This is a genomic window from Methylibium sp. Pch-M (assembly GCF_004136295.1).
Lineage (GTDB): Bacteria > Pseudomonadota > Gammaproteobacteria > Burkholderiales > Burkholderiaceae_C > Methylibium > Methylibium petroleiphilum.
In genome coordinates this window covers 1,509,309-1,527,496 of sequence record NZ_CP029606.1, presented here as the reverse complement: position 1 = coordinate 1,527,496, position 18,188 = coordinate 1,509,309, and the positions used below count along the sequence as shown (strand labels likewise).

Below are 18,188 nucleotides of genomic sequence, written 5' to 3'. Positions count from 1 at the left end.
CCATGAACCCCAACGCAGAACACCACAGCGTCGCCATCGTCGGCGGCGGCCAGGCCGGCCTGTCGCTGAGCTACTACCTGCAGCAGCGTGGCATCGACCACATCGTGCTCGAGAAGCGCTCGCCGCTGCACGCCTGGCGCACGCAGCGCTGGGACAGCTTCTGCCTCGTCACGCCCAACTGGCAGTGCAAGCTGCCGGGCTGGGAGTACGCCGGCAGCGACCCGCACGGCTTCATGAAGAAGGACGAGATCATCGAGTACCTCGACGGGTTCGTGAAGCATGTGGCCGCGCCGGTGCGCAGCGGTCTGACGGTGCAGCGCGCCGCGACGCGCGCCGGCGGTGGTTTCGAGATCGCCACCTCGCAGGGTCGCTACAGCGCCGACCAGCTGGTGGTGGCCTCGGGCGGCTACCACCAGCCCATCATCCCGCGGCTGGCCGAGCGGCTGCCGCGCGAGCTGCTGCAGATCCACTCGGAGCAGTACCGCAATGCGCAGGCGCTGCCGCCCGGCAAGGTGCTGGTGGTGGGCAACGGCCAGTCCGGCGCGCAGATCGCCGAGGACCTGCACCTGGCCGGCCGCCAGGTGGTGATGGCCACGGGCGACGCGCCGCGCTGCGCGCGCTTCTACCGCGGCAAGGACGTGGTCGACTGGCTGGCCGACATGGGCTACTACGACATGCCGGTGCACGAGCACCCGCTGCGCGAGGGCGTGCGCGACAACACCAACCACTACGTCACCGGCCGCGACGGCGGGCGCGACATCGACCTGCGCCGCTTCGCGAACGAGGGCATGGAGCTCTACGGCCTGCTGACCGGCCTGGAGGGCGACACGCTGCACTTCAATCCCGACCTGCGCGCCAACCTCGACCACGCCGACCGCATCTACAACGGCATCAACGCCGCGATCGACAAGCACATCGAGAAGGCCGGACTCGACGCGCCGCCACCGTCGGTCTACCGGCCGGTGTGGGAGCCGGCGGCCGAGCGCACGCGGCTGTCGCTGCGCGAGTCCGGCATCGGCGCGGTGATCTGGTGCATCGGCTTCTCCCCCGACTTCAGCTGGCTCGACGCGCCGGTGTTCAACGGCCGCGGGCAGCCCGGCCACGTGCGCGGCGTGACCGCGCTGCCGGGGCTCTACTTCATCGGGCTGCCGTGGCTGCACACCTGGGGTTCGGGCCGCTTCTCGGGGGTGGCGCGCGACGCGCTCTACCTGGCCGAGCAGATCGAGGCGCGCGCGCCGGTCGCCGGCACGCCGGCCGCGCGCGAGCTGGCCGAGCCCTGGCTGTCGTGACGACAGACGCGCTGCAGTCCGGGCGCTTCGTCGCCGGCATGCCGCAGCTGTGCCCGACCGGCCTGTCGGAGAACTGGCTGCTGAAGGAATGCGGCCACCAGCACTGGCTCGCGCTGGCCCGCCGGCAGGGCCGGGCGCGGCCCGATTTCCGCGACGCCGGGGGCCGCAAGGCCTATGCGGCCTTCACCGCCGTGCGCGTTCGCCACGCGCGGCTGGACCGGGTGGCGGAGAACGACCGCCTGCGCGTCGTCTCGCGTTGCCTGCCGGTGGGGCGCTCGCAGCATTTCGGCCTGCACGAGCTGCAGGGGCGCGACGGCACCCATGCACAGGTCGAGATGCTGTCGACCTTCGTGCGGCGCGAGCGCACCGGCGACAACCGCAGCGTGGTGCGTGCCGCGGTGCCGGCGACCGCCGCCGCGCCCGAGGCCGATGTCGAGCAGGCCGCGCTGGCCGCCTGCGCCCTGCAACTGGCCGAGCGGGGACGGGCCTTGCGCAGCGGGCAATGGCAGCCGGACTTCGGGCCGGAGTCGGAGCGCGGCGCGCCGCTGCGCGAGTTCCGGTTCCAGCCCTGCCCGCACAACGACTTCAATGGCGCCGACCTGCTGTACTTCGCGAGCTTCCAGGCCATCGTCGACCGCGCCGAGGGCGCGTGGTTCGGCACGACGGCGCTGCCGCGGCTGGCGGAGCGCGAACTGGCGTTCTACGGCAATGTGAACGTCGGCGAATCGCTGACGGTGCTGCTGCGCGGCGTGCAGGAGTCGCCCGACGGGCTGTCGCACTGGTGCGAGCTGCGCCGCGCCGGCGACGGCGCCCGCCTGGCCGACGTGCTGACGCGCAAGCGGCGTGCGCCGGTCGCCGGCGCCGGCCTCAGCGCGTGACGGGCCACAGCACCCACATCCGCAGCGGCTGCTTCATGCGACCCGCGCGGTCCTCGGCGCCTTCGGCCCAGCCCCAGTAGTAGTCGGCGCGCACGGCGCCGGTGATGGCGCTGCCGGTGTCCTGCGCCATCACCAGGCGCTGCAGTGGCCGCGGTGGGGGGGGCGTGGTGCTCCAGGGTTGCGGCTCGGTGGTGTCGAGCCACACGGGCGTGCCGTACGGGATGGCGCGCGGATCGACCGCGATCGAGCGGCCCGGCGTCAGCGGCACGCCCTGCGCGCCGACCGCACCGATCGACGGATCGGGCAGCGGCTCCTCGCGGAAGAACACGTAGCGCGGGTTCGCGGCCAGCATCTCCGACACGCGGCCGGGGTTGGCGCGCGCCCAGGCCTTGATGGCCGGCCACGAGGCCTGCTCCAGCGTGAACGCGCCGCGCTCGACCAGCCAGCGGCCGACCGACTGGTAGGGCTGGTCGTTGTGGCCGCCGTAGGCGAGGCGCACGGTCTGCCGGCGTCCGTCGGGTTCGGTGATCGCGAGACGGCCCGAGCCCTGCACCTGCAGCAGCAGTGCGTCCAGCGGGTCGGCGACCCAGGCGATCTCGCGCCCCTTCAGAGCGGCGCGCGCTGCCGGCAGCGTCTCGATCTCGGCGCGCGTGTACCAGGGCTTGCGCAGCGCCAGGTTCGGCGGCGCCGCGTAGAGCGGCACGCCGTGGCTCTTGCTGCGCTGGCGCGAGGCGGCGACCAGCGGCTCGAAGTAGCCGGTGGCGAGGCCCTCGCCGCGACCGTCGAGCGCGGTGACGCGGTAGGGCGTCAGCGTGCGCTGCAGCCAGGCGCGCACGCGGGCGTCGTCGGGCGCATCGAGCGCCTTGGCGCTGGCGCAGGCGGCGGTCCAGCCGGGGGCCGGCTTCGCGCAGCCGGCCAGCAGGGCCGGCCAGGCGCGACCCGTGGCGTCGGCCTCCCAGCCGGGCAGGTCGCTCCAGGGCACCGGCTGCCAGCGCGCGTTCTCGCGCAGCAGCGGCGGCGGCAGGGCCGCGGCCGCCGGGGCTGACGCGGCCGTGGGCGGCGCAGCGGGCGAGGTGGGCGACGGCGGCGTGGGGCCGGCCGGCGGAGCCGTGCTGCAGGCGGCCAGTGCGCCTACCATCCCGGCCAACAGCCACCGCGGCGCCAGGATCTTCTTCACGAGCATGGGACTCCTTCTGCTGGAGGCACTGGCCGCACTGGCCTGCCTGGTCTTCATCGTCTGGTGGACGATGTTCTCGGGCCGCCGAGGCGGCGAGCGCCGCGCGCCGCCGCCGGACGATCCGTCCACGCTGCCGCCGCCGGCCTGAGGCGTTCGCGTGCTCACGTCGGCCCGCGGGCCTCGCCGGCCGGGGCTGCGGCGCGCGGCGGCAGCAGGAAGCTGATGAAGCGGGTGCGCAGGCGGCGCCGCAGCGCCGCGTAGATGCGCGAGCGATCGGCGACGCGGATGCCACGCGAGCGCATCGCCACCTTGAAGGCGAGGAAGAAGCTCACGCCGAGGTTCAGCGCGCCCGTGAGCGGGATCGCGGCCACGCACCACCAGAACGCCGGCTCGCGCAGCGCCTGCATGCCCAGGGCCCCGAGCGCGGCGGCGATCTGCCCGGTCGACAGCGTCACGTGGCGCACGTCCAGCGGCAGCGCGAAGAAGGCCGCCAGCACCGGCACGATGCCGAGCATCAGGCCGAGCGAGACGTTGGCCACCAGGCCCGAGATGTTGGCGCGCCACCAGCGCGACCAGCGCTCGGCGCGCGGCGCACCCAGCCGCGCGAGGATGCGCGGGTTCCAGCGGATCGCGCTGTCGAGCTGGTGCAGCACGAACCAGTTCTCGGCCCAGCCGCCGAACAGGCTGGAGGCGAACAACAGCACGCCGGTGAAGGCCGCGTAGAACGGCGTCGGGCCCAGCGCGGTGAGGCTGTGCAGCACGTGCCCGGCGTCCTGCACGCCGACCAGCGGCGCACCGAAGGCCTGGGTGGCGAGCCACTGCACGCCCAGCACCACCGGCGCCACCATGGCCAGGTTGCCGACGATGCCGGCGGCCTGAGAACGGATCAGGTGCGCGACCTCGTCGACGAAGTCCTCCACGGCTGCGTCGTTGCCCACGTCGTCGAGCTTGGCGGCCATGGCCGGCGCGGTCATCGCCGGCTGCTTGGTGGCGACCGTCCAGTGCAGCAGGTAGATGAGGACGAAGCTCGCCGCGTAGTTGAGCCCGGCGCCGAAGCCGGCCCAGAAGGCCGACAGCCCGAGCGCGAGCACCAGGAACTTCATGAAGGTGGTGCCGGCCAGCACCGCCCCGCCGCCGAGCGCCTTGCGCAGCATCGCCCACCACTCGCCACGGGTGCGGGTGATGTAGTGCTCGCCGGTCTCGGCGCTGCGCTCGGCGACCTTGCGCGCCAGCATCGAGTACTGCCGCGCGAACAGCGCGCGGATGCTGCGCCGCTCGGATGCGACGCGCGCCAGCCCGGCCACCAGGTGCACCATCTCGCGCTCGCGCGAGCCGGCCGGCGCCAGCGCGCAGGCCAGCAGCGCGTCGACGCGCACGGTGCGGGCGCGCAGCTGGTCGACCTGGAACACCAGGTCGACCGACACGCCGTGTTCCTCGAGGTGCTGGCTCACGCTGTCGGCAGCCCGCCGGCACGCGTCGAGGAGTGCGCGCAGGTACTGTGCCTCGCGCAGCAGCGCGGCCTCGTCGCCGCTCTCGGCCGCCTCGCACAGACGCTCGGCGGCCCGCAGCAGCTGGCGAAAGGGCTTGTCGACCAGCAGCTCGGGACTCATGCGCTGGCGCACCGCGCCGGTGGCACCGGCAGCACCGACCTGCGAGGCCAGGATCAGCAGCGCGTCGAAGAACGGCGCCCGCCAGCCGAGCGGCGGCTCGGCCACCGGCCGGGCCTCGGCGAACAGCGTGGTCAGCCGCGCCAGCGTGGCGTCGTCGATCGCGGCCAGCCATTCGGTGTCGCGCGGATCGCTGAACAGCAGACCGAACAGCTGCGCGAGGTCCGTGGTGGCCGGCGTGGCGGGCAGGAAGCGCGAGCGCATCCGATCGCCGAACTCGCTGAACACGGCGACCCGCTGTGCGAACCCGAAGTCGGCCAGCAGGGTGGCCAGGTCGATCTCGCTGCGGAAGGCGCGCAGCATCCCGACCACGTCGGCGCGCGGCCCGGGGTTGCGGTCGAGCACGTTGAGCAGATGCCGCAGGCGCCGCAACGGCAGCGGCGTGGCCTCGGCGGCGGGTTCGGCGGCGTCACCGCCCAGTTCCTCCCGGAGGCGCCCCGGGTGGCGCAGCCATTCGACTAGGCGCACCAGCCACAGGTGGCGCTCGGGCATGCCGGCGCGCGGGTCGGCCGCGTTGAGCAGCGCGGTGAGGTCCCAGCCGCGTCGGCCGGTGGGCTTGCGCCGCAAGCGGGGCGTGTCCAAGCGCGGCCGGCTCAATGCAGCGCCGAGTGCTGCGACAGCTCGAACGGCGGGATCGCGGCCTCGAACGCCTGTGCGTCGGCGCTCATGCAGAAGTAGCTGCCCTGCATCTGGCCGCGCGGCGCGGCGATGCGGGCCCAGCTCTGGTATTCGAACTGCTCACCGGGCTGCAGGAGCGGCTGCTGGCCGATGACGCCCAGGCCGCGCACCTCCTGCCGAGCGCCACTGGCGTCGGTGATCAGCCAGTGGCGGCCGATCAGCTGGGCGGGCACGTCGCCGCTGTTGACGATGGTCACCGAGTACGAGAACGCGTACGCCTGTTGCTCGGGGGCCGATTGCTCGGGCAGGTAGCGCGCGACGACGCTGATTGTGAACTCGGGACGTGCCATGCCCTGGATTCTAGGGACCGGGCGCGATATCGAAGGCGATGCACACGCGGTCGGCGTCGGCGCGGAAGGGCAGAGTGCGGTGGAACAGCGACGACGGGAACAGCACCAGGTCGCCGACCTGCGGCGCCAGCACCCGGCGCGGGAAGCACTCGTGCCGGCGCGGATAGCCGTCGCCGTCGGTGCTGAACTCGATGCAGCCGTCGTCGCTGCCCTCGACGCGCGGCGGCAGTGCCAGGTACACCACGCCGCTCAGCCAGCCGGTCTCGTGGATGTGCGAGGTGAGGTGGCCACCCTGCCGCATCTTCACGTACCACGAGCTGCTGAACACCGGGTCGGCGGGGAAGGCGCGCGCATACTCGCATTCGGCGCCGGCCCACTGCGCGCGGTAGGCGACGACCGCTTGCCCGATCAGCGCCGCGAGGCGGCGGAACGAGTCCTCGGGGCGCTTGAACAGGTTGCCGGCCGACTGGATGCCGTGGTGCAGGCGGCCCTGCTTGCGTTCGGCGATCTCCGCGTGCTCGATGTCGCGCAGCAGCTCGGTGACGAGGGTGCTGCCCGGCGCGGCCAGCGCCTCGATGCGGCCGTGCTGCACGAAGTCGAGCGGTGTGCGGCAGAAGCCGTAGGGGTCGGGCTCGGCGAAGTTCGCGGCGTGGTGCGCCGACAGCGTGGCGAGGAAGGGCGAGCGGTGCGGGCCGGCGGCCAGCAGCGGCGCGAGCGCAGCGCGGAACTCGGCGTAGCGTTCGGTCTTGTACAGGCAATAGAGGCGGCGCTCCTGCCAGTCGCGCAGCTGCGAACGCTCGAAGCAGGCGATGGCATCGCCCCATTGCCCTGCGGCCTGGAGCAGGACGCCGAGGTTGTGGTGGGCCTCGGGGTGCGCGGGATCGAGGCGGAGCGCGGCGCGGTAGCTGGCCAGCGCGTCGTCGACGCGGCCCTGGTCCCACAGCGTCTCGCCGAGATTGTTGTGGGCGTCGGCGTAGGCCGGGTCGAGTGCGAGCGCGTCACGCAGGCTGGCGGCCGCGGCGTCGAGCAGGCCGTGCGCGCGCAGCGCCGATGCGAGGCTCAGGTGCGCCCGGGCGGTGGGGGTGATCGCGAGCGCGGCGCGGTAGCACGCGATGGCGTCGTCGAGATGGCCCTGGGCCTGGCGCACGGCGCCGAGGTTCGCGTGCGCGGCAGCGTAGCCCGGCTGCAGCGCCACCGCGCGCCGCAGGCTGGCGGCGGCCTCGTCGAGCTGCTGCAGGTCCTTGAGCGCGGTGCCGAGGTTGTAGTGCGCCACCGCGAAGTCGGGCTTCAGCGCGACGGACCGCCGGTAGGCGGCCACGGCCTCGTCGAGCCGGCCCAGGCGGCCGCAGGTGGCGGCCAGGTTGAACAGCAGTTCGGCCGACTGCGGTGCCAGCGCCGCGGCCCGGCGAAAGCTGGCCGCCGCGGCGTCGAGCTTGTACTGTTCCGAGCAGGCGGTGCCGTGCAGGTTGTGCAGGGCCGCGTCCTGCGGGTGGCTCTTCAACAGCCGCGCCGCTGCGCTCTCCGCCTCCGGCCAGCGGCCAGCCTGGCAGTGCGCGAGCACGGCGTTCACCTCGGCCGGGAGCGGGCCGCGTGCGGGGCGGGGGGCGGGTCGTTGCATGGAGAGAGCGAGGGCGAGGTGCGTCGCGCAGCGTAGCCAGCGGCGCGGCGCATGGCTATGCGGGCTGATGCCGATCCACGCGGCCGGCGACCGCGCTCCCTAGAATCGGCGCACGCCGACCCTCCGTGACCGATCGCCGCCATGTCCCCGCAACGCCACTGCCGTATCGCCCCGAGCCTGCTGTCGGCCGACTTCGCCCGCCTGGGCGAGGAAGTGAAGGACGTCATCGCCGCCGGCGCAGACTGGATCCACTTCGACGTGATGGACAACCATTACGTGCCCAACCTCACCTTCGGGCCGATGGTCTGCGAGGCCCTGCGCAAGCACGCGGTCACCGCCGCCGGCGTGCGCGTGCCGATCGACGTGCACCTGATGGTGCAACCGGTCGATGCATTGGCGCAGGCGTTCGCGAAGGCCGGCGCCGACGTGGTGAGCTTCCATCCCGACGCCAGCACCCACGTGGACCGCACGCTGCAGTTGATCAAGGACGCCGGCTGCCAGGCCGGCCTGGTGTTCAATCCGGCCGCCTCGCTCGACGTGCTGGAGTGGGTGATCGACAAGGTCGACCTGGTGCTGCTGATGAGCGTGAACCCCGGCTTCGGCGGGCAGAGCTTCATCCCGTCGACGCTGAAGAAGCTGGCGCGTGTGAGGCAACTGATCGATGCCAGCGGCCGCGACATCCGCCTCGAGGTGGACGGCGGCATCAAGACCGACAACATCCGCGCGGCCGCCGATGCCGGCGCCGACACCTTCGTCGCCGGCAGCGCGATCTTCGGCCAGCCGGACTACAAGGCGGTGATCGACGCGATGCGAACGCGGCTCACCGCCTGATTCTGCGGGGAGGCCGACTCGCCGGGCCTCAGGCGTCCGGCGTGTCGAGCAGGTCGCGGAACTTGGACCAGCCGTTGCGCAGCCAGTAGAGCGTGCAGCCGCTGAGGTTGTCGCCCGGGGCCCAGCTCGGCCGCTGGCGCGGCATGCCCAGGTCCTTCAGGTCGTCCCAGTACTCGCTGTGGACATGGCGCTCCAGCGCGAAGGCCACCAGGCGCTCGCTGGCGCGGTCGGTCAGCAGGCGGTTCTGGGCGTCGTAGGCCGCGGCGCGCCCCGAAGCGGGTTCGAGGAGCACCAGGTAGGGCTTTTCGATCGGAGGAAGCAACGGGGCGGTTTCTGCGCTCATGACGACACGGCCTTGGAACGGTTCGACTTCTGGCGTCACTGTGCCGGGTTGGCGGCGCCGGCTCATGCTGGAGAAGACCCTGTGGAAGCCGAGTGCGATTGCTCCATGTTGCATTGCAGCAAGACAATGTTGCGCCGCCGTGTAGCACTCCCGGGCGCAGCGTCCCGGCTGTCCTCGACAGGAGCACCGCGGCGGTGCGCCGGCCGGCGCGCGGACTCGATCGCGCGCCTGCTAGACTGCCTCCATGTTCATGTCGCGCAAGCACATCACGGGGTCTCACGACCGGGGAGCCTGGCCCTGGCGTCGCCGGGCCGGCTGACCCGCGACGCTGCGTCTGGCCGGCTTCACGCCGGTCTTCGCAGCCACCCGATGTCTTGTTTGCGCGGCCGCCCGCTCCCGGGTGGGCCTGGGCCACGGAGGGCCCCGACGTGATCACCGAACTCGAATTCAAGAGCCTGGCCGAACAGGGCTACAACCGCATTCCGCTGATCGGCGAGGCGCTCGCCGACCTGGAAACCCCGCTGTCGCTGTACCTGAAGCTGGCCGGCGGCCGGCCGCTGAGCTTCCTGCTCGAGTCGGTGGTCGGCGGCGAGCGCTTCGGGCGCTACTCCTTCATCGGCCTGCCGGCGCGCACGTTGCTGCGCGCCACCGGCGAGCACTGCGAGGTGGTGACCGACGGCCAGGTGGCCGAGACGCACCACGGCAACCCGCTGGACTTCATCGAGGCCTACCAAGGCCGCTTCAAGGTGGCGCTGCGGCCCGGCCTGCCGCGCTTCTGCGGCGGTCTCGCCGGCTACTTCGGCTACGAGGCGGTGCGTTTCATGGAGCCCAAGCTGGCCGGCGCACGGCGCGAGGGCGGCATCGGCACGCCCGACATCCAGCTGCTGCAGACCGAGGAGCTGGCGGTCATCGACAACCTGTCGGGGCGGCTCTACCTGATCGTCTACGCCGACCCGTCGCAGCCCGAGGCCTACTTCCGCGGCAAGAAGCGCCTGGCCGAGCTGAACGACCGGCTGCGCTACAGCGTGACCGCGCCGGCCGTGAAGCGCGGCCCCTCGCACGCGGTGGAGCGCGAGTTCGCGCGCGCCGACTACGAGGCCGCGGTGCTGCGCTGCAAGGAGTACATCGCCGCCGGCGACTGCATGCAGGTGGTGTTCGGCCAGCGGCTCAGCAAGCGCTACACCGAGAGCCCGCTGTCGCTGTACCGCGCGCTGCGCTCGATGAACCCGTCGCCGTACATGTACTTCTACGACATGGGCGAGTTCCAGATCGTCGGCGCCTCGCCGGAGATCCTGGTGCGCCACGAGCAGGTGCCCGAGGGGCAGAAGGTCACGATCCGCCCGCTGGCCGGCACCCGGCCGCGCGGCGCGACGCCCGAGCGCGACCTCGAGGTCGAGGCCGAGCTGCTGGCCGACCCGAAGGAGCGCGCCGAGCACCTGATGCTGATCGACCTGGCGCGCAACGACATCGGCCGCATCGCACAGACCGGCTCGGTCAAGGTGACCGAGGCCTTCGCGGTCGAGCGCTACTCGCACGTGATGCACATCGTCAGCAACGTCGAGGGCCTGCTGAAGCCGGGCACGACCAACATGGACGTGCTGCGCGCCACCTTCCCGGCCGGCACGCTGAGCGGCGCGCCGAAGATCCGCGCGATGGAGATCATCGACGAGCTCGAGCCGGTGCAGCGCGGCATCTACGGCGGCGCCTGCGGCTACCTGAGCTTCGCCGGCGACATGGACGTCGCGATCGCGATCCGCACCGGCATCGTCAAGGACAACGTGCTCTACGTGCAGGCGGCTGCCGGCATCGTGGCCGACTCGGTGCCCGAGCTGGAGTGGAAGGAAACCGAGCACAAGGCGCGTGCGGTGCTGCGGGCGGCAGAACTCGTGGAAGAGGGTTTCTGATCATGTTGCTGATGATCGACAACTACGACAGCTTCACCTTCAACCTGGTGCAGTACTTCGCCGAGCTCGGCGAGGAGGTCAAGGTGTTCCGCAACGACGAGATCACGCTCGCCGAGATCGAGGCGCTGCGGCCCGACCGGCTGGTGCTCTCGCCCGGGCCCTGTTCGCCGGCCGAGGCCGGCATCTGCGTGGCATCGATCCGCCACTTCGCCGGCAAGCTGCCGATCCTGGGCGTGTGCCTGGGGCACCAGAGCATCGGCGCGGCGCTGGGCGGGCGCATCGTGCGGGCCCAGGTGCAGATGCACGGCAAGGCGAGCGAGATCACGACCGATCGGCACGGCGTGTTCGCGAATCTGCCCGAGCGCTTCAACGTGATCCGCTACCACTCGCTGGCGATCGAGCGCGCGACGCTGCCCGCCGAGCTGGCGGTCAGCGCGACCACGCCCGACGGCGAAATCATGGGCGTGCGCCACCGCACGCTGCCGATCGAGGGCGTGCAGTTCCACCCCGAGTCCATCCTGACCGAGCACGGCCACGCGATGCTGAAGAACTTCCTGGAGGGATCGCGATGATTTCCGACACCGCCGCCCTGCAACGCACGATCGAGCACCGCGAGATCTTCCACGACGAGATGCTGCACCTGATGCGCCGCATCATGAGCGGCGAGATGTCGCCGGTGATGATCGCCGCGCTGGCGGTGGGGCTGCGCGTCAAGAAGGAGAGCATCGGCGAGATCGCCGCGGCGGCCACGGTGATGCGCGAGTTCGCGACACCGGTGCCGGTGGCCGACACCGAGCACCTGGTCGACCTGTGCGGTACCGGCGGCGACGCGGCGCACACCTTCAACATCTCGACCACGGCGATGTTCGTCGCGGCCGCCGCCGGCGCGCGCGTGGCCAAGCACGGCGGGCGCAGCGTGTCGTCGACCTCGGGCAGCGCCGACGTGCTGGAGGCGCTGGGCGCGAGCATCGACCTCGCGCCGGCGCAGGTGGCCGAGTGCCTGGCCGAGTCGGGCATCGGCTTCATGTTCGCGCCCAACCACCACCCGGCGATGAAGCACGCCGGCCCGGTGCGCAAGGAACTCGGCGTGCGCACGATCTTCAACATCCTCGGGCCGCTGACCAACCCGGCGGGCGCGCCGAACCAGCTGATGGGCGTGTTCCACCCCGATCTGGTCGGCATCCAGGTCCGCGTGCTGCAGCGCCTGGGCTCGCGCCACGTGCTGGTGGTCTACGGCATGAACGGCATGGACGAGATCTCGCTGTCCGGCGAGACGCTGATCGGCGAGCTGAAGGACGGCGAGGTGCGCGAGTACACGGTGCATCCGAGCGACTTCGGCCTGCCGGTCTACGACACCCGGGTGCTGAAGGTGGCGAGCAAGGACGAGTCGGTCGGCTGCATCCACCGCGCGCTCGGCAACGAGGAGGGGCCGGTGCGCGACATCGTGCTGCTCAATGCCGGCGCGGCGCTGTACGCGGCCGGCGTGGCGCCATCGATCGGCGAGGGCGTGCGCCTGGCGCGCGAGGCGGTGGCCTCGGGCGCGGCGGCGAAGACGCTCGAGCGCTTCGTCGCGACGACGCGCCGGCTCAAGGGGGCGGCGTGAGCGGCGAGGACATCCTGCAGAAGATTGTCGCGGTCAAGCGGGACGAGATCGTGGCCGCGCGCAAGCGGCGCTCGCTTGCCTCGCTGCGCGCTGATGCCGAGTCGGCCGAACGGCGCGCCGACCTGCGCGACTTCACCGGCGCGCTGCGCGGGCGCGTCGCGGCCGGCCGGCCGGCGGTGATCGCCGAGGTCAAGAAGGCCAGTCCGAGCAAGGGCGTGCTGCGCGAGCACTTCGTGCCGGCCGCGATCGCCGAGAGCTACGCGCGCCACGGCGCGGCCTGCCTGTCGGTGCTGACCGACGAGCGCTTCTTCCAGGGCTCGGTCGACTATCTGAAGGCCGCCCGCGCCGCCTGCCCGCTGCCGGTGCTGCGCAAGGACTTCATGGTCGACGACTACCAGGTGTTCGAGGCGCGCGAGATGGGCGCTGACTGCATCCTGCTGATCGCCGCCTGCCTGGCCGACGCCCAGATGGCCGACCTCGAAGCGGTGGCGCAGGCGCTGGGCCTGGCGGTGCTGGTCGAGGTGCACGACGGCGCCGAGCTCGACCGCGCGCTGCGGCTGAAGACGCCGCTGGTCGGCATCAACAACCGCAACCTGCGGACCTTCGAGGTCACGCTCGACACCACGCTGGGCCTGCTGCCGCGCGTGCCGCCGGACCGCCTGCTGGTGACCGAGAGCGGCATCCTCGCGCCGGCCGACGTGCAGCGCATGCGCGAGGCTCAGGTGCACGCCTTCCTGGTCGGCGAGGCCTTCATGCGCGCGCCCGACCCCGGCGTGGCGCTGGCCGCGTTGTTCGGCTGAGGCACGTGGCCGACGCCGATCGCGCGCTGGACGACGCGGGGCTCGACGCCAGCTGGCGGCCGGTGGTCGAGGCCTTCCGCGGCTCGGCCGCCGGGCAGCGGCTGGCGGCGCGGCTCGCCGCGCGTCGCGCCGCGGGTGCCACCGTCTACCCGCCGGAGCCGCTGCGCGCGCTCGCGCTGACGCCGCTGGCCGCGGTGCGCGCCGTCATCCTCGGCCAGGATCCGTACCACGGCCCCGGCCAGGCCGAGGGGCTGGCGTTCTCGGTGCCGGCCGGGGTGCGCCCGCCGCCCAGCCTGCGCAACATCTTCGCGGAACTGCAGCGCGACCTCGGCCAGCCGCCGCCGGCCTCGGGCAGCCTGGTCGCCTGGGCCCGGCGCGGCGTGCTGCTGCTCAACACCAGCCTGACCGTCGAGGACGGCCAGCCCGGCAGCCATGCGAAATTCGGGTGGGAAGTACTCACTGACTCATTGATCGAGGCGGTCGCGCGGCAGCCGCAGCCGGTCGCCTTCCTGCTGTGGGGCACGCATGCCCAGGCCAAGGCGGCGGTGGTCGCCGCGGGCGGCGGTCCGCACCGGATCTGGCAGGCCAACCACCCGTCGCCACTGTCGGCGCGCCGGCCGCCGGTGCCCTTCATCGGCTGCGGGCACTTCTCGGCCGCCGCCCGCTTCCTGGCCGATGCCGGGCGGCCGCTCGACTGGGCGCTCGCGGCGCCGGGGCCGAGGGTCTGAGCGCCCCGGGGGCATGCTTGTCGGCACGGGCTGCCGTGATATAGTCGCGGGCTCGTCCCGGAGGGGTGCCCGAGTGGCTAAAGGGGGCAGACTGTAAATCTGTTGGCTTACGCCTACGCTGGTTCGAATCCAGCCTCCTCCACCAGGGCGAATCGTTTTTCGTTTGAGAGTGCCGTGGTCCTTCGGGGCCGCAAAACCGTGTGATGCGCTGGCTGTGCCGGTCCGGGCAGCGACTCCCAGGGCGGGAGTAGTTCAATGGTAGAACCCTAGCCTTCCAAGCTAATGACGCGGGTTCGATTCCCGTCTCCCGCTCCACAGTTCCACGGGTTTGCGGGCCTTCGGGCGGCGGGAAGGTTCGGTGGTCGGTAGTGATGTGTGCCTTGGTTCTCTCGAGCCGGGCGCAGACCAGTATCGATGCCCATGTGGCTCAGTGGTAGAGCACTCCCTTGGTAAGGGAGAGGTCGCGCGTTCGATCCGCGCCATGGGCACCACCTTCGCACGCACTCTCAAGCAACTGTCACCCGCGACCTTCAGGAGATCGAGATGGCCAAGAGCAAATTCGAGCGGACCAAGCCGCACGTGAACGTTGGGACGATTGGGCACGTGGACCACGGGAAGACGACGCTGACGGCGGCGATCACGACGATTCTGTCGTCGAAGTTCGGTGGTGAAGCCAAGGCGTACGACCAGATCGACGCGGCGCCGGAAGAGAAGGCGCGCGGCATCACGATCAACACCGCGCACGTGGAGTACGAGACCGCCAACCGGCACTACGCGCACGTCGACTGCCCCGGGCACGCCGACTACGTGAAGAACATGATCACGGGTGCGGCGCAGATGGACGGCGCGATCCTCGTGTGCTCGGCCGCCGACGGCCCGATGCCCCAGACCCGCGAGCACATTCTGCTGGCCCGCCAGGTCGGCGTGCCCTACATCATCGTCTTCCTGAACAAGTGCGACATGGTCGACGACGCCGAGCTCCTCGAGCTGGTGGAAATGGAAGTGCGCGAACTGCTCGACAAGTACGAATTCCCCGGTGACGCCACCCCCATCGTCCACGGCTCGGCCAAGCTCGCCCTCGAAGGCGACAAGGGCGAACTCGGCGAACAGGCCATCATGAAGCTGGCCGAAGCCCTCGACAGCTACATCCCCACGCCCGAGCGTGCGGTGGACGGCGCCTTCCTGATGCCGGTGGAAGACGTGTTCTCCATCTCCGGGCGCGGCACCGTCGTCACCGGCCGTGTCGAACGCGGCATCATCAAGGTCGGCGAAGAAATCGAGATCGTCGGCATCAGCGCCACGCAGAAGACCACCTGCACCGGCGTCGAGATGTTCCGCAAGCTGCTCGACCAGGGCCAGGCGGGCGACAACGTCGGCATCCTGCTGCGCGGCACCAAGCGTGAAGACGTGCAGCGCGGCCAGGTGCTGTGCAAGCCCGGCTCGGTCAAGCCGCACACCCACTTCACTGCGGAGATCTACGTCCTGAGCAAGGAAGAGGGCGGCCGACACACGCCGTTCTTCAACAACTACCGTCCCCAGTTCTACTTCCGCACGACGGACGTGACGGGCGCGGTGGAGCTGCCCAAGGACAAGGAGATGGTGATGCCGGGCGACAACGTGAGCATCACTGTGAAGCTGATCAACCCGATCGCGATGGAAGAAGGCCTGCGCTTCGCCATCCGTGAGGGCGGCCGCACCGTCGGCGCAGGCGTCGTCGCCAAGATCATCGAGTAATCATTTCAAGGGTTGCGTAGGGGTATAGCTCAATTGGCAGAGCGTCGGTCTCCAAAACCGAAGGTTGGGGGTTCGATTCCCTCTGCCCCTGCCACGCACCACCCGGAGTCCGACAGGCACTGATCGAATCGAACGCACATGCCGGCGCGCAGCGGCCCGCAGGGAGTCCACGGACCCCGCGGGCCTTGCTGCTGAAGGGCCGGCATCGTGATCGAACCGAAGCAAGATGAACAACCCAACCGTCGAAACCGTTTCCACCGGCGCTGACAAGGCCAAGCTCGCCGCTGCGGGCTTGCTCGTCGTCGGCGCGGTCGCCGCGTTCTACCTGCTCGGCAAGCAGGACCTGTGGCTGCGCGTGGTCGCGCTGCTGGTGCTGATGGCCGCTGGCGTGGCGGTGTTCTTCACGGCCGAGCCGGGCAAGGCGCTGGCGGGCTTCGGCCGCGACTCGGTGCGCGAATTGCGCAAGGTCGTGTGGCCGAGCCGCAAGGAAGCGATCCAGATGACGGGCTACGTGTTCGCCTTCGTGTTCGTGATGGCGCTGTTCCTGTGGCTGACCGACAAGACCCTGGAGTGGGCGTTGTACGACTTGATCCTGGGTTGGAGGCGCTGAAAGGCGCGAGGTTGAACATGAGCGAAGTCCAGACCCCAGCCACCACCGACACCGCGCCCGCCAGTCCGCTGCGCTGGTACGTGGTGCACGCCTACTCCGGCATGGAGAAGGCCGTCGAGCGCAATCTGCGCGAGCGCATCGACCGCGCCGGCATGCAGGCGAAGTTCGGCCGCATCCTCGTTCCGACCGAGGAAGTGGTCGAGATGAAGAACGGCAAGAAGGCCGTGACCGAGCGCCGCTTCTTCCCCGGTTACGTGCTGGTCGAGATGCTGATGGACGACGAGTCCTGGCATCTGGTGAAGCACACCTCCAAGGTCACCGGCTTCGTCGGCGGCGCGAAGAACCGCCCGGCCCCGATCTCCGAGGCCGAGGTGATGAAGATCGTGCACCAGATGCAGGAAGGCATCGAGAAGCCGCGTCCCAAGGTCGAGTGGGAAGTGGGCGAGCTGGTGCGCGTCAAGGAAGGTCCGTTCACCGACTTCAACGGCGCCATCGAGGAAGTCAACTACGACAAATCGAAGGTGCGCGTCTCGGTGACGATATTCGGCCGCTCGACGCCGGTGGAACTGGATTTCCACGAGGTCGAGAAGGTCTGATGCATCCAGCCCCGATGGCGGGGCGGCGCGCCGCAAGGCAGGCGCCAGACGCCATCCGTTGCTGCCGGTGACGTGACATCGGTGTGAGGAGCCCGGGTAACCAGTCCCTGGCGTTTGCACTCAACCTCCAGCGCAGGCCGCGAGGGAGGTTCTAGGAGAAACACATGGCCAAGAAGATTGTCGGCTTCATCAAGCTGCAAATCCCGGCCGGCAAGGCGAATCCGTCGCCCCCGATCGGTCCCGCGCTGGGTCAGCGCGGCCTCAACATCATGGAGTTCTGCAAGGCGTTCAACGCCCAGACCCAGTCGATGGAACCCGGCCTCGTGCTGCCGGTGGTGATCACCGCGTTCGCGGACAAGAGCTTCACCTTCGTGCTGAAGTCGCCGCCTGCCACGGTGCTGATCAAGAAGGCGATCAAGCTCGACAAGGGCTCGTCCAAGCCGCACACCGACAAGGTCGGCAAGATCACCCGGGCCCAGCTCGAGGAGATCGCCAAGACCAAGACCAAGGACCTGACGGCGGCCGACCTGGACGCTGCGGTCCGCACCATCGCGGGCACTGCCCGCTCGATGGGCGTCACCACGGAGGGTGTCTGACATGGCCAAGCTCACCAAACGCCAGAAGGCCCTCGAGGGCAAGGTCGACAGCCTGAAGCTGTACGCGATCGACGACGCCTTCAAGATCGTGCGTGACTGCGCGACCGCGAAGTTCGACGAATCGATCGACGTGTCGGTGCAACTCGGCATCGATGCGAAGAAGTCGGACCAGGTGGTCCGCGGCGCCGTCGTGCTGCCCAACGGGACCGGCAAGACCAAGCGCGTGGCGGTGTTCGCCCAGGGTGCCAAGGCCGAGGAAGCCAAGGCCGCCGGCGCCGACGTGGTCGGCATGGAAGACCTGGCCGAACAGGTCAAGGCCGGCAACCTGAACTTCGATGTTGTGATCGCGTCGCCGGACACGATGCGGATCGTCGGTACGCTGGGCCAGATCCTGGGCCCGCGCGGCCTGATGCCGAACCCGAAGGTCGGTACCGTGACGCCCGACGTGGCCACTGCGGTGAAGAACGCCAAGGCCGGCCAGGTGCAGTTCCGCGTCGACAAGGCCGGGATCATCCACACGACGCTGGGCCGCCGCTCGTTCGATGGCGACAAGCTCAAGGGCAACCTGCAGGCGCTGATCGAGGCCCTCAACAAGGCCAAGCCGGCGAGCAGCAAGGGCATCTACCTGCGCAAGGTCGCGGTGTCGTCGACCATGGGTGTCGGCGTGCGCGTGGACGTGGCGTCGATCAACGCCGCTGCGCAGGGCTGATACATCGGACAAGGGTCTCGCGAGTGTCTGGCGCGAGACCCGGCTGAATTGGTGGGTCGTGCTGGTGCGCCTCTCGGGGCAATCCGGCGCGGGCTGTCAAAGACCGTTGGTGCGGCGCGAGCCGCCTAAATGAGCCG

Annotated in this window: 19 protein-coding genes and 4 tRNA genes; 18 read left to right on the top strand and 5 right to left on the bottom strand. The window is 70.7% G+C overall.

Translation table 11 applies throughout. The features are described from left to right. The first annotated feature begins 2 nt into the window (after nt 1-2). Together C1M51_RS07270 and C1M51_RS07265 are read left to right on the top strand one after the other, a co-directional pair. A complete protein-coding gene (locus C1M51_RS07270; RefSeq protein ID WP_129448858.1) occupies nt 3-1,289 on the top strand; it encodes an MSMEG_0569 family flavin-dependent oxidoreductase in 1,287 nt (428 codons plus the stop codon). Then, on the top strand, nt 1,286-2,167 hold the full coding sequence (locus C1M51_RS07265) for a Pnap_2097 family protein (protein WP_242499995.1): 882 nt from the start codon (nt 1,286-1,288) through the stop codon (nt 2,165-2,167). Before C1M51_RS07270 ends, C1M51_RS07265 begins: the two co-directional genes overlap by 4 nt. Here the strand turns inward: C1M51_RS07265 and C1M51_RS07260 are convergent. Then, nucleotides 2,157-3,350 carry a murein transglycosylase A gene (locus C1M51_RS07260; RefSeq protein ID WP_129448857.1) on the bottom strand — a complete coding sequence of 398 codons (1,194 nt, stop codon included), beginning with the start codon at nt 3,348-3,350 and terminating at the stop codon, nt 2,157-2,159. The two genes, C1M51_RS07265 and C1M51_RS07260, sit on opposite strands and share 11 nt — an antisense overlap. On the opposite strand from C1M51_RS07260, the gene C1M51_RS19055 reads away from it, so the two are divergent. Then, a complete protein-coding gene (locus C1M51_RS19055) occupies nt 3,349-3,492 on the top strand; it encodes a hypothetical protein (RefSeq protein ID WP_207207810.1) in 144 nt (47 codons plus the stop codon). The genes C1M51_RS07260 and C1M51_RS19055 overlap by 2 nt on opposite strands. Nucleotides 3,493-3,505: 13 nt before the next feature. Here C1M51_RS19055 and C1M51_RS07255 read toward each other — a convergent pair whose 3' ends face one another. The 3 genes from C1M51_RS07255 to C1M51_RS07245 form a co-directional block, all read right to left on the bottom strand. Further along, a complete protein-coding gene (locus C1M51_RS07255; RefSeq protein ID WP_165349741.1) occupies nt 3,506-5,503 on the bottom strand; it encodes a site-specific recombinase in 1,998 nt (665 codons plus the stop codon). A 101-nt stretch (nt 5,504-5,604) separates the two neighbouring features. Continuing rightward, nucleotides 5,605-5,979: a Co2+/Mg2+ efflux protein ApaG gene (apaG, locus tag C1M51_RS07250; RefSeq protein WP_011831041.1), complete on the bottom strand. Its 375-nt coding sequence runs from the start codon at nt 5,977-5,979 to the stop codon at nt 5,605-5,607. Nucleotides 5,980-5,989: 10 nt separating this feature from the next. Next, nucleotides 5,990-7,597 (bottom strand): tetratricopeptide repeat protein, encoded by a 1,608-nt coding sequence (locus C1M51_RS07245; RefSeq protein WP_129448855.1) that lies wholly within the window; start codon nt 7,595-7,597, stop codon nt 5,990-5,992. Between the two features lie 141 nt (nt 7,598-7,738). Here C1M51_RS07245 and rpe point away from each other — a divergent pair, with 141 nt between their 5' ends. After that, a complete protein-coding gene (gene rpe, locus C1M51_RS07240) occupies nt 7,739-8,428 on the top strand; it encodes a ribulose-phosphate 3-epimerase (RefSeq protein ID WP_129448854.1) in 690 nt (229 codons plus the stop codon). Between the two features lie 28 nt (nt 8,429-8,456). On the opposite strand, the gene C1M51_RS07235 is transcribed toward rpe, so the two are convergent. Next, nucleotides 8,457-8,771, bottom strand: coding sequence for a hypothetical protein (locus tag C1M51_RS07235; RefSeq protein WP_011831038.1), 315 nt, complete (start codon nt 8,769-8,771; stop codon nt 8,457-8,459). A 428-nt stretch (nt 8,772-9,199) separates the two neighbouring features. On the opposite strand from C1M51_RS07235, the gene trpE reads away from it, so the two are divergent. The 14 genes from trpE to rplA all read left to right on the top strand — a co-directional run bounded on the left by trpE (nt 9,200) and on the right by rplA (nt 18,051). Beyond that, nucleotides 9,200-10,675 (top strand): anthranilate synthase component I, encoded by a 1,476-nt coding sequence (trpE, locus tag C1M51_RS07230; RefSeq protein WP_129448853.1) that lies wholly within the window; start codon nt 9,200-9,202, stop codon nt 10,673-10,675. Between the two features lie 2 nt (nt 10,676-10,677). Next, the gene (locus C1M51_RS07225) at nt 10,678-11,247 is read left to right on the top strand and encodes an aminodeoxychorismate/anthranilate synthase component II (RefSeq protein WP_129448852.1); all 570 of its coding nucleotides are present in this window, start codon (nt 10,678-10,680) and stop codon (nt 11,245-11,247) included. Then, on the top strand, nt 11,244-12,278 hold the full coding sequence (gene trpD / locus C1M51_RS07220; RefSeq protein ID WP_129448851.1) for an anthranilate phosphoribosyltransferase: 1,035 nt from the start codon (nt 11,244-11,246) through the stop codon (nt 12,276-12,278). Before C1M51_RS07225 ends, trpD begins: the two co-directional genes overlap by 4 nt. Continuing rightward, complete coding sequence (gene trpC, locus C1M51_RS07215; protein WP_129448850.1) at nt 12,275-13,078, top strand: indole-3-glycerol phosphate synthase TrpC; 804 nt, start codon at nt 12,275-12,277, stop codon at nt 13,076-13,078. The genes trpD and trpC overlap by 4 nt, the downstream gene beginning before the upstream one ends. Nucleotides 13,079-13,083: 5 nt before the next feature. Next, nucleotides 13,084-13,806 carry a uracil-DNA glycosylase gene (locus C1M51_RS07210; protein ID WP_129448849.1) on the top strand — a complete coding sequence of 241 codons (723 nt, stop codon included), beginning with the start codon at nt 13,084-13,086 and terminating at the stop codon, nt 13,804-13,806. Nucleotides 13,807-13,865: 59 nt separating this feature from the next. Next, a tRNA-Tyr gene (locus tag C1M51_RS07205) sits at nt 13,866-13,951 on the top strand. A 96-nt stretch (nt 13,952-14,047) separates the two neighbouring features. Further along, nucleotides 14,048-14,121: transfer RNA gene (locus C1M51_RS07200), tRNA-Gly, on the top strand. Nucleotides 14,122-14,222: 101 nt separating this feature from the next. After that, nucleotides 14,223-14,297: transfer RNA gene (locus C1M51_RS07195), tRNA-Thr, on the top strand. A gap of 52 nt (nt 14,298-14,349) precedes the next feature. Next, entirely contained in the window at nt 14,350-15,540 is a 1,191-nt protein-coding gene (gene tuf / locus C1M51_RS07190; RefSeq protein WP_011831019.1) for an elongation factor Tu, read from the top strand. A gap of 18 nt (nt 15,541-15,558) precedes the next feature. Continuing rightward, nucleotides 15,559-15,634: transfer RNA gene (locus C1M51_RS07185), tRNA-Trp, on the top strand. A gap of 132 nt (nt 15,635-15,766) precedes the next feature. Further along, complete coding sequence (secE, locus tag C1M51_RS07180) at nt 15,767-16,150, top strand: preprotein translocase subunit SecE (protein ID WP_056316281.1); 384 nt, start codon at nt 15,767-15,769, stop codon at nt 16,148-16,150. Between the two features lie 17 nt (nt 16,151-16,167). After that, nucleotides 16,168-16,746, top strand: a complete 579-nt coding sequence (gene nusG / locus C1M51_RS07175) for a transcription termination/antitermination protein NusG (protein WP_129448848.1) — start codon at nt 16,168-16,170, stop codon at nt 16,744-16,746. Between the two features lie 164 nt (nt 16,747-16,910). Then, a complete protein-coding gene (gene rplK, locus C1M51_RS07170) occupies nt 16,911-17,342 on the top strand; it encodes a 50S ribosomal protein L11 (RefSeq protein WP_011831029.1) in 432 nt (143 codons plus the stop codon). Between the two features lies 1 nt (nt 17,343). Beyond that, nucleotides 17,344-18,051, top strand: a complete 708-nt coding sequence (gene rplA, locus C1M51_RS07165) for a 50S ribosomal protein L1 (protein ID WP_129448847.1) — start codon at nt 17,344-17,346, stop codon at nt 18,049-18,051. The last annotated feature ends 137 nt before the right edge of the window (nt 18,052-18,188 follow it).

Bases quoted from the DNA above. Each gene is read 5' to 3' on its own strand.
- C1M51_RS07270 (WP_129448858.1), top strand. From the start codon at position 3: ATGAACCCCAACGCAGAACACCACAGCGTCGCCATCGTCGGCGGCGGC.
- C1M51_RS19055 (WP_207207810.1), top strand. From the start codon at position 3,349: ATGGGACTCCTTCTGCTGGAGGCACTGGCCGCACTGGCCTGCCTGGTC.
- C1M51_RS07260 (WP_129448857.1), bottom strand. From the start codon at position 3,350: ATGCTCGTGAAGAAGATCCTGGCGCCGCGGTGGCTGTTGGCCGGGATG.
- C1M51_RS07255 (WP_165349741.1), bottom strand. From the start codon at position 5,503: ATGCCCGAGCGCCACCTGTGGCTGGTGCGCCTAGTCGAATGGCTGCGC.
- apaG (WP_011831041.1), bottom strand. From the start codon at position 5,979: ATGGCACGTCCCGAGTTCACAATCAGCGTCGTCGCGCGCTACCTGCCC.
- C1M51_RS07245 (WP_129448855.1), bottom strand. From the start codon at position 7,597: ATGCAACGACCCGCCCCCCGCCCCGCACGCGGCCCGCTCCCGGCCGAG.
- rpe (WP_129448854.1), top strand. From the start codon at position 7,739: ATGTCCCCGCAACGCCACTGCCGTATCGCCCCGAGCCTGCTGTCGGCC.
- C1M51_RS07235 (WP_011831038.1), bottom strand. From the start codon at position 8,771: ATGAGCGCAGAAACCGCCCCGTTGCTTCCTCCGATCGAAAAGCCCTAC.
- C1M51_RS07225 (WP_129448852.1), top strand. From the start codon at position 10,678: ATGTTGCTGATGATCGACAACTACGACAGCTTCACCTTCAACCTGGTG.
- trpD (WP_129448851.1), top strand. From the start codon at position 11,244: ATGATTTCCGACACCGCCGCCCTGCAACGCACGATCGAGCACCGCGAG.
- tuf (WP_011831019.1), top strand. From the start codon at position 14,350: ATGGCCAAGAGCAAATTCGAGCGGACCAAGCCGCACGTGAACGTTGGG.
- secE (WP_056316281.1), top strand. From the start codon at position 15,767: ATGAACAACCCAACCGTCGAAACCGTTTCCACCGGCGCTGACAAGGCC.
- nusG (WP_129448848.1), top strand. From the start codon at position 16,168: ATGAGCGAAGTCCAGACCCCAGCCACCACCGACACCGCGCCCGCCAGT.
- rplK (WP_011831029.1), top strand. From the start codon at position 16,911: ATGGCCAAGAAGATTGTCGGCTTCATCAAGCTGCAAATCCCGGCCGGC.
- rplA (WP_129448847.1), top strand. From the start codon at position 17,344: ATGGCCAAGCTCACCAAACGCCAGAAGGCCCTCGAGGGCAAGGTCGAC.